At 48.5% G+C, this 12,568-nt stretch carries 13 protein-coding genes and 5 pseudogenes; 10 read left to right on the plus strand and 8 right to left on the minus strand.

Annotated elements, in window-relative coordinates; genetic code table 11:
• Positions 1-10: 10 nt before the first annotated feature.
• Both FEM41_RS24075 and FEM41_RS24680 read right to left on the minus strand, forming a co-directional pair.
• Positions 11-499: pseudogene (locus FEM41_RS24075) on the minus strand (Hcp family type VI secretion system effector).
• A 148-nt stretch (positions 500-647) separates the two neighbouring features.
• Positions 648-791, minus strand: a complete 144-nt coding sequence (locus FEM41_RS24680) for a hypothetical protein (protein WP_168198857.1) — start codon at positions 789-791, stop codon at positions 648-650.
• A 29-nt stretch (positions 792-820) separates the two neighbouring features.
• On the opposite strand from FEM41_RS24680, the pseudogene FEM41_RS24080 reads away from it, so the two are divergent.
• Positions 821-1,221: pseudogene (locus FEM41_RS24080) on the plus strand (phage portal protein); the annotation flags it as partial.
• A gap of 76 nt (positions 1,222-1,297) precedes the next feature.
• On the opposite strand, the gene FEM41_RS24085 reads toward FEM41_RS24080, so the two are convergent.
• Positions 1,298-1,615, minus strand: coding sequence for a contact-dependent growth inhibition system immunity protein (locus FEM41_RS24085; protein WP_138099007.1), 318 nt, complete (start codon positions 1,613-1,615; stop codon positions 1,298-1,300).
• Between the two features lie 5 nt (positions 1,616-1,620).
• The gene (locus FEM41_RS24090) at positions 1,621-2,436 is read right to left on the minus strand and encodes an RNase A-like domain-containing protein (RefSeq protein WP_138099008.1); all 816 of its coding nucleotides are present in this window, start codon (positions 2,434-2,436) and stop codon (positions 1,621-1,623) included.
• A 458-nt stretch (positions 2,437-2,894) separates the two neighbouring features.
• On the opposite strand from FEM41_RS24090, the gene FEM41_RS24095 reads away from it, so the two are divergent.
• Positions 2,895-4,679, plus strand: a complete 1,785-nt coding sequence (locus FEM41_RS24095; RefSeq protein WP_138099009.1) for an AIPR family protein — start codon at positions 2,895-2,897, stop codon at positions 4,677-4,679.
• A 77-nt stretch (positions 4,680-4,756) separates the two neighbouring features.
• Here FEM41_RS24095 and FEM41_RS24100 read toward each other — a convergent pair.
• From FEM41_RS24100 to FEM41_RS24120, 3 genes and pseudogenes are all read right to left on the minus strand, one after another.
• Positions 4,757-5,212 (minus strand): annotated as a pseudogene (locus FEM41_RS24100) (IS3 family transposase); the annotation flags it as partial.
• A gap of 83 nt (positions 5,213-5,295) precedes the next feature.
• On the minus strand, positions 5,296-6,804 hold the full coding sequence (gene ltrA, locus FEM41_RS24105) for a group II intron reverse transcriptase/maturase (RefSeq protein ID WP_168198877.1): 1,509 nt from the start codon (positions 6,802-6,804) through the stop codon (positions 5,296-5,298).
• 672 nt (positions 6,805-7,476) lie between these two features.
• A pseudogene (locus FEM41_RS24120) lies at positions 7,477-8,162 on the minus strand (IS3 family transposase); the annotation flags it as partial.
• A 22-nt stretch (positions 8,163-8,184) separates the two neighbouring features.
• Between FEM41_RS24120 and FEM41_RS25025 the strand changes: the two are divergent.
• The 3 genes and pseudogenes from FEM41_RS25025 to FEM41_RS24135 all read left to right on the plus strand — a co-directional run.
• Positions 8,185-8,403, plus strand: a pseudogene (locus FEM41_RS25025) (hypothetical protein); the annotation flags it as partial.
• Between the two features lie 71 nt (positions 8,404-8,474).
• A complete protein-coding gene (locus tag FEM41_RS24130) occupies positions 8,475-8,735 on the plus strand; it encodes a hypothetical protein (RefSeq protein WP_138099013.1) in 261 nt (86 codons plus the stop codon).
• Between the two features lie 2 nt (positions 8,736-8,737).
• Entirely contained in the window at positions 8,738-9,205 is a 468-nt protein-coding gene (locus tag FEM41_RS24135) for a hypothetical protein (RefSeq protein WP_138099014.1), read from the plus strand.
• A 567-nt stretch (positions 9,206-9,772) separates the two neighbouring features.
• Here the strand turns inward: FEM41_RS24135 and FEM41_RS24140 are convergent.
• Entirely contained in the window at positions 9,773-10,408 is a 636-nt protein-coding gene (locus FEM41_RS24140; protein WP_138099015.1) for a hypothetical protein, read from the minus strand.
• 121 nt (positions 10,409-10,529) lie between these two features.
• Here FEM41_RS24140 and FEM41_RS24775 point away from each other — a divergent pair, with 121 nt between their 5' ends.
• The 5 genes from FEM41_RS24775 to FEM41_RS24160 all read left to right on the plus strand — a co-directional run bounded on the left by FEM41_RS24775 (position 10,530) and on the right by FEM41_RS24160 (position 12,554).
• Positions 10,530-10,727: a cupin domain-containing protein gene (locus FEM41_RS24775; RefSeq protein WP_206665540.1), complete on the plus strand. Its 198-nt coding sequence runs from the start codon at positions 10,530-10,532 to the stop codon at positions 10,725-10,727.
• 193 nt (positions 10,728-10,920) lie between these two features.
• On the plus strand, positions 10,921-11,496 hold the full coding sequence (locus tag FEM41_RS24150) for an SDR family NAD(P)-dependent oxidoreductase (protein WP_206665541.1): 576 nt from the start codon (positions 10,921-10,923) through the stop codon (positions 11,494-11,496).
• Positions 11,497-11,501: 5 nt separating this feature from the next.
• The gene (locus tag FEM41_RS25255; protein ID WP_206665542.1) at positions 11,502-11,618 is read left to right on the plus strand and encodes an SDR family oxidoreductase; all 117 of its coding nucleotides are present in this window, start codon (positions 11,502-11,504) and stop codon (positions 11,616-11,618) included.
• A gap of 97 nt (positions 11,619-11,715) precedes the next feature.
• Positions 11,716-12,033 carry an ArsR/SmtB family transcription factor gene (locus tag FEM41_RS24155; RefSeq protein WP_138099016.1) on the plus strand — a complete coding sequence of 106 codons (318 nt, stop codon included), beginning with the start codon at positions 11,716-11,718 and terminating at the stop codon, positions 12,031-12,033.
• Positions 12,030-12,554, plus strand: a complete 525-nt coding sequence (locus FEM41_RS24160; RefSeq protein WP_138099017.1) for a rhodanese family protein — start codon at positions 12,030-12,032, stop codon at positions 12,552-12,554. The genes FEM41_RS24155 and FEM41_RS24160 overlap by 4 nt, the downstream gene beginning before the upstream one ends.
• The last annotated feature ends 14 nt before the right edge of the window (positions 12,555-12,568 follow it).

A 12,568-nucleotide genomic window follows, 5' to 3' on the forward strand; every position in this document is an offset into this window, starting at 1 on the left:
GCATTTATTCTTAAGCTGTTTTTCGCTCATTCCATGCGTCGGCAAACTTGACGTTGCCATCAACATAGTGCCAGGTGATTTTTTCGTAGTTTAGGCTAACGTGCTCGACGTGATTGATCTGCGAGCTGGATAGCTTCGTATTCGGAATAGAAGTAGTAACGCTAGTTACCTTCACATTTTCCAGCGTGATGATGTAATAGCATTGCTCCTGACCTGAATAATTAATTTTATAGAAGCGGATCTCTGCACTCTTCAGAGCCTGTCCGGTAGCTGCGGCACGGTTGAGATACGGCGAAGAACTATCGATTTATTTTTCTAGCATCATTGTTGAATGTTGGCGTGTACCAGTGATTTTACCGCTCGCGCCATCAACTGGCAGAGTCAATCCGTGAGATAGTCCGATAATCTCTATGCTACCATCACGATCCTGAACATCTACAGATCCTTTAATGTCTGCGCCGCCGTCGTCCTTGAGCCACATATAAGCAGGAATTGGCATTTTTCCTTTTTCCTCATGTTGTTAGTTAATCTACATAAAAACTATAGACTTTATGGATTGGCGAGTAAACGTTCAAAAATTTGCAGTCAGCCTAATTAAATGGAATTTATCTGGTCAGGCGCAATTTTTACGGCTGTCGCATTAAGCCTTACTGCCGCCAATTATCTGTTTTAAGTGTTACATTATTTTCAGTAGCCAAAATCAAACCTTCTTCCATAAAACCCGCACCAGCCAAGGCTTTGCGGGTTTTTCTTTGCCTGCCTTCCAGATTGCCGCCCATCGATAACAGCACCACCTGCTCCCCAGGTGATGGGCACCACCAGGAACCAGGAGGACGTGGACAACATCCGCAAGGCGATGAAAAGCGCCAAAGGCCCAGGCAACTTCCGCAACCTGTTTATGTACAGCCCGAACGGCAAGAAGGACAGCATCCAGATCATTCCGCTGTCCGAGGTGGCGGCAAAGGACGAGTTTCTGAACATCAAGAACGTGAGCCGCGACGATATGATGGCGGCTCACCACGTTCCGCCGCAGATGATGGGGATTATGCCAAGTAATGTTGGGGGTTTGGGGATGTGGAAAAGGCTAGTCGGGTGTTTGTCCTCAACGAGCTGATGCCGCTACAGAAGCAACTGCAAGAGCTGAATAAGTGGCTGGGTGAAGATGTGATCAGATTCGAGCCGTATGTACTGGAACCGGTGGAAGATAAACGTAACGATTAACCTGCTTCACCAACAGCCAAATCCCCCACCACACCGCCCCTGCAGCATTCTGTCGGGGCGCCCTTTTCCCCTTTGCTTATTGACAAATTTCATTTAATTTATGGGAAGCCCTTGATTTAATCATTTCCAGCCAACTTTGCGCAGTGAATCCCCAAAGAGTAGGGTCAAAGTCAAAACTATAGCGTTTTATAAAAACACTATATCCATCGGCCTGCTCTTCAAGCTCCTTAATATCATCCAATAATAACTCAAGATTTAATTTCTCTGAGTCATTGAAATAAGCTTCCAATAGCGCTTCCACATCGCCATTCTCATCAATAACCGTATAGTCCTGACCAAAATAAATAGTAATCAGGGTATCCAGTTCACGGGGTTTATTTAAGTTGGTATCCATATGTTTTATGGTGTCGGAAATGCAGTTAGTATGAAATAGGGTTTGCCATTATGGGTGACCGGTTTCAAAACCACTCTGACATTATAAGCCTTTTGCACTTCGGTACCTCCACGACTGATGTAAAGCCCTGTTGGCCTTGAAAATCGGTGCGTATAGGCATAAGAACGGTTAGGGATTGCAACCTTAAGCCACCCCTCTATCTGGGATTTTTTCACTGAAAGGACTTCAGATATTAACAACTCTGCAGAAGTGTGACTGGTAAAAGTGCTGACATGCGGCATATTCTCAGATGACAAACGAGCCAAAAGAGCCTGCTTATCAAGTCCAACGTGGCGACTCAAAGTATGGCCTAAACGACTCCCTTCCTGATCCAATAATCTGATCCGTCCTGTATAAATCGCTCCCACACGGGCGGCCCCAGCGGCCCCAGCTAAAGCAAATGGCACGACTAAATCAACAGTCAGCCCGACGTTATACGCTGTAGCCTTATCGGCCCCCAACTTTTCAGCAGTCATCTCAGAAAGTTGAACCGTTGCAGTCCGGGCTGTTTGCCCGGTTAAAACTTGTTTAAAGGATGTTGAAATCGTATCCATACTGTGGGCACCGACTACAACACAACCAACCTTAGATAGCATTGTGGGTTCCGGCACAACACACATTACGCCAGCGCCAAACATTTCAATGACTCCCCCAACAACATTCAGCCCCCCCCAAAGCCGATTGCTCAGACTTGAGCCTTCATCAATCGTTTGGCGTCGTAAAATAGCCGAGAGTTGCACGGGAGAGAGTACTATTTTCACACCATTATCAGATTCATTCATATCTATATTAACGTTTAGCCCTGATAAATGATTATTCGACCACTAATTTAACATACACCCAACAAAACCGAAGTTCAACAGGTCAGAAAGCAACCAAGCTCATACGAACAAACCTCGTGTGCGCGCTCGTATCCCCGCCACGCCAGCCCGCTTTGTGTAGTGGTTTTCATGCACCTGCATGATATAAGCAAAAGCCCGCCATTCCTGGCGGGCCTCAGCAAAAACGATCCTCAAACGATCATGCGGATTCATGCAGCATAGGTATTCATCATTGAGAACAGCTTTGGCTTGCTCCTAGACTCGCAACTCCCGAGCCTGGCTGCACGTAATGTGTCAGGGATTAACAAGCGTCACTAAATATTAATTCTCAGGAAGTAGGCTAACTATGACTGACGACATTGCAGCTTATTGATTTTTGTAGTATTGAAATCATTTTAGAATATTGAGAAAAACAAGCAATGACGATTGTTACTGACATACCTCAAAATGCTAATAGCATACCAGCCTCTGCTACCGCAGGTGTTCAAGCTCGCCGAATAGGGCAAAAACTTCTCGAACGGTTCGAAGCACACATTGATCCCCGAGAATGCGCGGTAGGAAGCAGCCAGTATAATGAGAAAATGACAAGCCGGGCGATAGCTGCTTTCGCAATTCAATGCTATGGCGTGACTGATGATATTGAAGCTGGTAATGCTGTATGCGATAGTTCGAGTGATGGCGGAATTGACGCAATATATGTATCTCATGTAGAAAAAAAAGTTATTTGTGTTCAAGCAAAATATAACCAAAGTGGAAATGGCACATGGTCATTAAATGATTTTCTTAGATTCAAAGATGCTTGTTCATATTTACAGAGAGAGGAATATCATCGCTTTGATGAACGTGTTTCTTCAATTTCTCAAGATATAGCTGCAGCTCTGGATTCAATAGACTATAAATTTTATTTTGTTATGGCACACACAGGTAAAACCGGTGCAGCAAATCAAATATTAGCTGACATGCAGACATGGCAGTCTGAGTTAAATGATGATGCGTGTGTAAACACCTCAACGATGCCCTCATCAGATTATCCGTTCCAAGTACATCTATTTTCAGCTGAGGATATTTCAAGTGCGATCCAAGGGCAATCCCTCTCTGCCATCAATCTTGAAGATGTTGAAATGATGGAGTATGGGAAAGTATCAGAGCCATATAATGCATACTTCGGAGTGGTTACTGGAGAACAGGTTTCTGAATGGTGGTCTACACACGGAACACAACTTTTCTCCAAAAACATCAGAAACATACTTGGGCAAACTGATGTTAATGACTCAATTAAGAAAACCGTACTAGATGAACCAAGCAACTTTTGGTTCTATAATAATGGAATCACTGTATTAGTAAGGGAAGCGAATGCACATAGGAGAAATACATCTGACAATGCTCGGGGCCTCTTTACCTTTCATAACATAAGTATTATTAATGGGGCACAAACAGTAAGTTCTATTGGTCTGATTGGTAAGCAGCACAATTTGTCTGATGACTATTTGCGGAACATTAAATTGCAGGCTCGATTTATTGTTACAGACGATAACGATCTAGTTAAAAATATAACACGTGCTAATAATCATCAAAATAGAGTGTTAGGTCGAGACTTTGCCTCACAAGAGCATGAACAGGTCAGGCTTAATAAAGACCTTATTGTTGAAGGTTATATATACCAATTACTACGCACCAATGAGACTCAAGTTACAACAGAGAAAACAATAACAATAGATGAAGCCCTAAATGCTTTAGTTTGTGCAAACGGAACACCAAGTGCAGTTGTCACATTAAAATCACAGCGCGGTAAATTCTTTGAGAACCTAGAGGGTTCATTATATCGTTCAACATTCAACTCTACAGTCTCGGGAGTAACAGTAATTAACGCAGTAAATTTCAACAGGATTATCGAAAGAAAAATACATGAGAAGCTTTCAACTATTAATCGGCAGCGCGATAAAAAACTCTACGGAATACTAACGCACGGAAATAGATATATTTCGGCTATGATGTTTAAACTTGACCCGTCGTGGAAAGCAAGAACAATTGCTTCCTATGACGATGACGCTTTACATTTAAAATTCAATACATTAACAAGCTCTACAGAGCGCTATCTAACTCAAAATCATGACGGTGCTTATCTCGCTCGATTGTTTACTAATGTTGAAAAAACAACGGCAGCCATGAGTTATATTCAACAAAGGCACTCAATCAATCAGTAAGCTAAAATGATAAATGCGGTCAATATGTAAGCTAGCATTTAATGGACTGACCCCATGCCTGTAGACAGATTCTGTCCTCACGACGAGGCCTGTTCAAAGGCCTCCGGACTGACGCCGCCGGGGTGGCTGTGGCGCCGGGCCCGGTTGTAGAACACTTCAATGTAATCGAAGATATCCGCCCGGGCCAGCTCCCGGGTTTTGTATATTCTCTTCCTGATGCGTTCTTTTTTCAGTGAACTGAAGAACGATTCGGCCACCGCATTATCCTGGCAGTTGCCACGTCGGCTCATGCTCGGTGCCAGGTGGTTGGCCCGGCAGAAGCGCTGCCAGTCGTCACTGCCGTACTGACTACCTTGATCGCTATGTACGATGACCTCGCCGTCCGGTTTTCGGCGCCAGACCGCCATCATCAGCGCGTCGAGCGCCAGTTCGCGCGAGAGAGTGGGTTTCATCGACCAGCCGACCACATTACGGGCAAAGAGATCGATAACCACCGCCAGATACAGCCAGCCCTGCCAGGTGCGGAGTAGAGTAAGAGACAGGGCGTAGTCGGACTATTTCCCTGCCTCTCCTCTCCGAACCGGACGTGCACCTTTCAGCGCATCCGGCTCTCCATTTAAACGCTGGCGAACGCCATTGCTACTTCAGTGTAGCGCGATGTATATGTGTTTCTGGTTTCCGTTCTCAGGTAAGGGTTACCTTCGGGCAGTCGCCAGCGAAACAGCTTCTTGCCTTGCCCCACCAATCGGTACAGCACTTCACCGCTGAGCTTGCCGTTATTGGTTTTACCAAATAAAACCCACGTTTTGCTCTGACCTGGCTTCGGCGATTTACACCACCACCTCATCAGGGATGCAATACCGGTACGGTATTTACGGGCCAGCCAGTGAGCCAGCTTCCAGAACACGACACGATCGATATAACTGAAAACTTTGGCCTTAAAATCAACAAACTGGTAGAACGCTGCCCAGCCTTTAAGTTTCCGGTTGAGTTGTTCAGCCATATCGACTTTGCTTTCACTGTAATGCCCTGATAACAGTGCTGTCAGCGATGCGGCGAAGTTTCTGACTTTCTCCTTCGGGATCGTCGACACCACCCGCATATCACCGTAACGACTGCGTTTGCGGATGATCCTGTGACCCAGAAAGATAAAACCGTCGTTTACATGGGTGATTCTGGTCTTGTCCATGTTCAGCCTGAGTTTCAGGCTGTCTTCGAGCACGCACCGACACTCCTCTCTGATGGCCTCCGCCTGTGCTTTGGTGCCCTTGACGATAAGTACGAAGTCATCGGCATAGCGACAGTAAGCAACGGCAGGTTTCCATTGCCAGTTTTCCCTGACTGCAGTACTCCGGCCCCGCTGGATACTGTGATTCCAGTACCAGCGATCCTTTCTGGCTTTCCCGCTCAGGTAGCGTTTATGCAGGTACTGATCGAATTCATTGAGCATGATATTCGACAATAACGGCGATATTACGCCGCCCTGCGGCACACCCTGACTGGCAGCCCGAAAAAGACCAACATCGATATGTCCTGCTTTGATTGTTTTCCACAGCAGGGCCATGAAACGTGCGTCACTGATCCTGCGACGTACGACTTTCATCAACAGTCGATGGTGCACAGAGTCAAAGTAGCTGGACAAGTCACCTTCAATCACCCAGCGCCCCCGGTTTTCCCCGCAGTCGGTGAGCTGTAATTTCACCGTGCGGATCGCGTGGTGGACACTGCGTTCAGGCCGGAAGCCATACGAGAGCGTATGAAAATCACTCTCCCATATCGGCTCCATCGCCATCAGCATGGCCCGCTGAACAATACGATCCCGCAACGCGGGGATACCCAGTGGGCGCAGTTTGCCGTTGCTTTTAGGGATATAAACCCGTCGGGCAGGCAAGGGCTGGTAGTGGCCTGAGAGAAGTTCATCCCTGAGGATTTGCAGCTCAACAGCCAGTCTGGCCTCCAGCTTTGCTTTATTCACACCATCAATGCCGGGAGTATGTGACCCCTTTGATGAAAGTGTGATCCGCGCAGCTTCAGCCAGCCATTCTGGTTGTGTTATCAGACGGTGCAGCCGTTCAATCCGTCGGGACGGATCGGTGGCTGCCCATGTGGCAAGCTTGCGTTGCATTTCGCTGATTATCAAAGGTCTTCACCCCATTAGGTCAGTTAGTTCTCACCGCAAACACATTCAAACTGCTCCCCTTCGCCATGTAATGGGTTTTCCCCATCGCGGACTACTACGGAAGCTCCGCCAGCCAGCGCGTCATCGGAGCCATGCCTCCTTAACATCCGCCGCTGGCCTTCCCCGGTTCACCTGCCTGGACTCAGACATACTGAGGAGGCTGCCCGTCGCACTCTTTGTCCTTGCTTACCGCAAGTTGGCAGAAGTCAGCAGCGAGAGCGTGATGGGTGCTGCTTCCCCGGTGTTTCGCATACATGTCAAAACACCTTCGACCGGCAGTGCTTACGTATCACTGCCAGTTCCTCCTGCACGGCCTGTCAGATCACGTAGGCCATGGTGACGTTTTCAACCCACAGAGGCGGATTAACGGGTTCATGTTCTTCAGCCTTTCAGCACTTAACCTTGAGGATCATCTCGGCTTAGTGATCTCGCCTCAATCCGCGTTGTCAGCGGGTTACATCACCCTGCGGGCATGCCACAGGTCACTGCCGCTCAGGTTCTCCACCGTCACACCCGGTGGGATTGTCGGGCTTCTCATCGTGAGTTGCCGGTTCAATATTCCAGACAGACTCGTGGTTCATTTGGGCGTCCATGCCCGCCCTGAACTCCGGGCACACTATAAGTAATATCGGTGACCCAGACCTGGTTGGCCCGGACAACGGTGAACTGCCGCTGCACGCGATTAGGAGCAACGATTGAAGGCCTGCCAGCGATACGACGTGGCGCTTTATAGCCGCGCACGGCTTTAATCCGGTTCAGTTGCATGATCCGACCCACCCGGTTTTTACCGCAGGTTTCCCCGATTTCGTTCAGATCGCCATGAACCCGCCGGTAACCGTATACGCCTCCGCTCAGGGAATATGAGTCGCGGATAAGCATCAGCAGGCGCTGGTTATCTTTATCACGCGCCGAGACAGGGTTATGCAGCCACGCATAGAACCCGGCCCGGGCGACATTCAGTACCCGACACATCGTCATCACACCCCATACAGTGCGGTGCTCATTGATAAAGCGGTACTTCAGTCGGGCTCCCTTGCAAAGTACCGCGCGGCCTTTTTCAGGATATCCCGTTCTTCTTCGGTGCGTTTTAGCTGCGCCCGGAGTTTCAGGATCTCGCTTTTAGCTTCCAGTAAATCCCGGGCATGCTGCTCGCTGTTATCAGGTTTGATAGCCCGTAGCCACTTGTAGAGGCTGTGTGCAGAGACGCCCAGACGGTCAGATACTTCGGCGACGGAATAACCGCGTTCCGTTATCTGACGGACGGCTTCTTCCTTAAATTCAGGTGTAAATCGTGGTGTGCCCATACGCTCCTCCTATGCTCAAACTATAGGGCAGGATCGTCTACCGGGGCGGGGTCAGTCCACCAACACCGAAGTTCTGCGCGCTAAAGCGTTAGAGGAGACTCTAACTCGGCATGATGGAGATGGGCGTTTCCGTTATCAACGTCCGACAACAAAGCTGCGAACAATGATGGGGCTCGGTGCCTTCCCCGTCCTTTTGCTTGCCGATGCCAGAGGGTTAAGAGCGGATTACCTTGCGTTATTAGATAAACGTCGTAAAAATCAAGACATACAGACTAATCCGCAGGCAAGTCTAACCCTCAGGTAAACCTGAAAATGATGCAACTTTCCCGTATCGGGAGAGGGCTTATTGTTCTTTCGATTGCGATTTCTGTTTACGAAATTTACACCGCTGACGATAAAGTTTCTGAATCAGGTAGACAGATAGCCATTACTGGTACAGGTATTGCCGGTGCCGCCGCAGGTGGCGCTATGGCAGGATTGATGTGTGGGCCTGGCGCACCTGTTTGCGTGCTTATTGGTGGCTTCATCGGCGGCGCACTCGCCGCATGGGAAATGGGGCGTTTGTGGAATTGATTATGCAGCAGGTTAACTCAATAGCTTTGGTAAAGGTACGTGAAGCTACCGATTTATCGCAGGCTCAATCTGACGTTGTGCTCAATGGCAATAGCACTGGCATCATTGTACCGGGAGAAGAGCTGGAAGCGGCAGTTCAGGTCAATGACAGAAGTTACATCCTCTTTCTGACAGATAACGTTGTTTTCGAGGAATCACTGACAATTGCTCTCATCGATGTCCGCAATGGTGTTAAAGAGATAGTTCATTTAGGTCATGAATACTCGACGGGAAGTTTTGAGAATCTAACCGTTACTGGCGATAGCGTAAGTTTCAACTTTATTGGTGATTATATATGGACACTTCAGGTATCTGATTCTCCTCGCTTGCGACTGCCTTTCGCCTCAGCCCCAGGAGGTGTTAAACGCGAGCCCGGCCTGAAGAAATACATAACGATTTCAGCCTCTCCTGCGCCGAAGAAGGTTCGTTAAAGCTCACATTTCCAACCATTGGTATACGTTTGGGTATACCAATGATTCCTGAACCCAACAAAAATACCAAAAATTCAACAAATTAAAGTGTAGTGGTTCACTGAATTTGGCCACCTGAACAGAGATGATATGCTCACCTCAGAACACCACTGGTTCTCCAATGAAAAGAAGAAATTTTAATCCTGAATTAAAATGCAAATCAGCTCAGTTGGTTGTCGACCCAAATTACATCGTCTCTGACGCCGTCGCGCCTACGCTTGCCTTTTGGTGGCGCTCCCAAAGGCGGCATTAAACGCAAATTTGGATCTAAAACGTACCTGATGATATCCGCAGAACCAATCCCGTAAATAATTAAGTGATCTATCCCCGGTTACAGCAAAACACGCCTGTATAAACCACTACGACTGGCGCCATTTTGCAGCCTGATAGCTGAGAAAGTAACCTGCGATGAGAGAGACAGCAAAGCCACTCAACTTTGCCCATATGTTGTCAAACCAGAAAAAAGACCCCATAGCCAGAAAAATGGAAACAGCTGTAATAAGCCCCTCTACAGAGTGGGACGCCAGTTTAGTTAAAAACGATTTTACAGACTTCATTCTGTATCTCTTTACAATCGATAGGGTGGCTTTCAATGAAGACAAGGTAAGGTTCAAGCTGTTTTTCTACCAGAAAATATACCATATCCAGATTTTCACGCTTCACCCTTATATACGTCATTGGAAATCTCTTTGACATTCTCCTGGAGGCTCTGGCTGATTCTTCTATCAACCCCTGAATCATAACCACGTTGAGAAATGCTGACGTAGTAAAACGCACAAAATGCTGAAATGCCTTATCGATCATCACTCGTTTTATAATCTGACTGGCTACCGTTTGCGCAATAACAATCTGCCCTGTGACTCTGGCTCCAATAGCGCCAGCGCCATACCCCAGCTGATTATCAACAGCGGCTTTGCCTCTTTCATCCAGCTTTTGGTAAAACTCAGTGATAACAATGGTAATTAATCGCCGAAGCGGAGACTCAGGGTTTCCCAGACTTTTAATCATTAAGAAAAAACGTTCTGTCTCCTCTTGATTTCGATATTTTTCCCTGTTACCAGTAACGCCTAGATCTTCCCATGTCCGTACCACGCCAAGATACATGCCATGGGGGATGCTCGAAAGCCCATCCAAAATTCCATGTGCGATCATCTTTGCATCCATACTCTCTCCGGTAACATTTAATTAACGAATTCAGGTTACCTAATTATTCTTTGAGTTTCTACTCCTCTCTTCTTTGCAGTCCCATCTCATAACGGCCGATCCTGATGGAACACGCCTGCTGGTGGTGCAGTTTCCCCCTGATGCTTCCCTGGCTTCAGCAGATATCGATCCCGTCGCTGCGGATGCGGAATATACCGCACACCTTCCGTGTCTGGCAGAAACCTTCGAACCTGATGGTTCAGGTTTTCACCGTACGCAATCCGTCGATTACGTCATCGTGATTTCTGACGAATTGTGGCTTGAGCTGGATGACCACTAAATACGCCATCTGAACGCTGGCGATATTGTCATTCAGAACGGTACTCGTCATGCATGGCGCAATTGCGGCTCCGCTCCCGCGATCATGGTTGCAGTACTCATCGGCGCAAAGCATTAAAGCAAAAACCGATGGCGGCGTGCTGCGCCGCCTTATCCCTGGCATAGCGTAAGCGCTATCCGAAATGGAGGAAGCAATGTTCAAAGATAAAGTCGGCATTATCACAGGCGGCGGTTCAGGAATGGGTCGGGCAACCGCTATCTCGCTCGCCAAAGAGGGTGCAATGGTCGTACTCGCAGGTCGATCCGAAGACAAGCTGATGGCGGTACGTGATGAGATCAGGGCATTACAGGGGCAGGCGGAAATTTTTTGCGCCGATGTGTCGCAGAACGACGATAACAAGGCGCTGGTGGCCTTCGTGGAATCGCGTTTTGGCAGGCTCGATTTTGCATTCAACAATGCTGGCGGACATGCGGATTTCAAGCCTATCGATCAGACATCGATCGACGAAGCCGAATGGGTTATCGATCTGAACTTCAAAGGGGTTTACTACGGCGTTAAATATCAGATTGAAGCCATGTTACGGACTGGTGGCGGATCTATTGTTAATAACGCCTCTATCTTCGGGCTGCGGGGTATGGATGGTATAGCACACTATGTCGCCAGCAAGCACGCCGTTGTAGGTTTAACGCGCGCAGTCGCAAAGGAGTATGCGGGCCCTGGTATTCGGGTCAACGCGGTCCTGGCGATGCACATCTGCTTGATGACATGATTCCAATGCGGCGTATCGGTCAGCCTGAAGATGTAGCGGAAACCGTGTTATGGCTGCTTTCAGAAAAAGCCTCCTACGTAACGGGCTCGACCTTTTCAGTCGATGGCGGTATGTCGATTTAATCTTTCCTGTTACCGAAGTTTTACTTCGGTAACGCTTCCCCTTCTCCTCATCCTCCTGTATTTTAGACTTTCCTTAATTTAGCATCCTCTAAATAAAATGACCGAAAGCAACCTCACCCAGCTTAAAGAGAGCGCCCGGGCAGCCTCTGCGCTACTGAATGCCATGAGCAACCCCGGCAGGCTGATGATTCTTTGCACGCTAATTGACGCCCCCGGCACTCCGGCCGGTGAGCTCAGCAGGCTTATTGGGCTAAGCCCGTCTGCGACATCGCAGCATCTTGCCAGGATGAAAGAGGAAAACCTGATTGAGGGTCGTCGCCAGGCGCAGCGGATGAACTACTTCATCATTGACGACGCCGTTCAGAAAATTGTCGCGACCCTGAAAGCGATTTACTGCCCGGAGCCAGAACAATGAGTCTTACCAGCGCATTACCCAAAGAAATTCAGCAGATTAACCAGCAAGGCGCACTGATTGTCGATATCCGTGAACGGGACGAGTTTCGCCGCGAGCATATCCCTGACGCCATTTCCCTGCCGCTGTCAGAGATTCAGGCAGGCGCAAAACTGGCGGGATCTTCCCCTGCTCAACCGATGATTTTTCACTGTCAGGCCGGTTCGCGAACCCGGCAAAATGCGGATGCTCTTGCCCGTCTGGCTGAGCCCGCCCGGGTGATTTTAATGGATGGTGGAATCAACGCCTGGAAGCAGGCCGGGTTGCCAACGGTGAAAGTCAGCAAACAGCCGCTCCCCCTGATGCGCCAGGTACAAATCGCCGCCGGTAGCCTTATTCTGGCGGGAGTCATCGCCGGTTACAGCATCAGCCCTGGGTTCTTTCTGCTACCCGCCTTTGTCGGGGCCGGACTGACTTTTGCCGGTATCAGCGGCTGGTGCGGTATGGCGATTTTGCTGGAAAAAATGCCCTGGAACCGGCGCTAAGCCGGTGGGCTCTT

Origin of the sequence: Jejubacter calystegiae (assembly GCF_005671395.1) — a bacterium.
Classification (GTDB): Bacteria; Pseudomonadota; Gammaproteobacteria; order Enterobacterales; family Enterobacteriaceae; genus Jejubacter; species Jejubacter calystegiae.

Coding starts and splice junctions, on each gene's coding strand:
- FEM41_RS24085 (WP_138099007.1), bottom strand. CDS start 1,615: ATGGATACCAACTTAAATAAACCCCGTGAACTGGATACCCTGATTACT.
- FEM41_RS24090 (WP_138099008.1), bottom strand. CDS start 2,436: ATGAATGAATCTGATAATGGTGTGAAAATAGTACTCTCTCCCGTGCAA.
- FEM41_RS24095 (WP_138099009.1), top strand. CDS start 2,895: ATGACGATTGTTACTGACATACCTCAAAATGCTAATAGCATACCAGCC.
- ltrA (WP_168198877.1), bottom strand. CDS start 6,804: ATGCAACGCAAGCTTGCCACATGGGCAGCCACCGATCCGTCCCGACGG.
- FEM41_RS24130 (WP_138099013.1), top strand. CDS start 8,475: ATGATGCAACTTTCCCGTATCGGGAGAGGGCTTATTGTTCTTTCGATT.
- FEM41_RS24135 (WP_138099014.1), top strand. CDS start 8,738: ATGCAGCAGGTTAACTCAATAGCTTTGGTAAAGGTACGTGAAGCTACC.
- FEM41_RS24140 (WP_138099015.1), bottom strand. CDS start 10,408: ATGGATGCAAAGATGATCGCACATGGAATTTTGGATGGGCTTTCGAGC.
- FEM41_RS24150 (WP_206665541.1), top strand. CDS start 10,921: ATGTTCAAAGATAAAGTCGGCATTATCACAGGCGGCGGTTCAGGAATG.
- FEM41_RS25255 (WP_206665542.1), top strand. CDS start 11,502: ATGCGGCGTATCGGTCAGCCTGAAGATGTAGCGGAAACCGTGTTATGG.
- FEM41_RS24155 (WP_138099016.1), top strand. CDS start 11,716: ATGACCGAAAGCAACCTCACCCAGCTTAAAGAGAGCGCCCGGGCAGCC.
- FEM41_RS24160 (WP_138099017.1), top strand. CDS start 12,030: ATGAGTCTTACCAGCGCATTACCCAAAGAAATTCAGCAGATTAACCAG.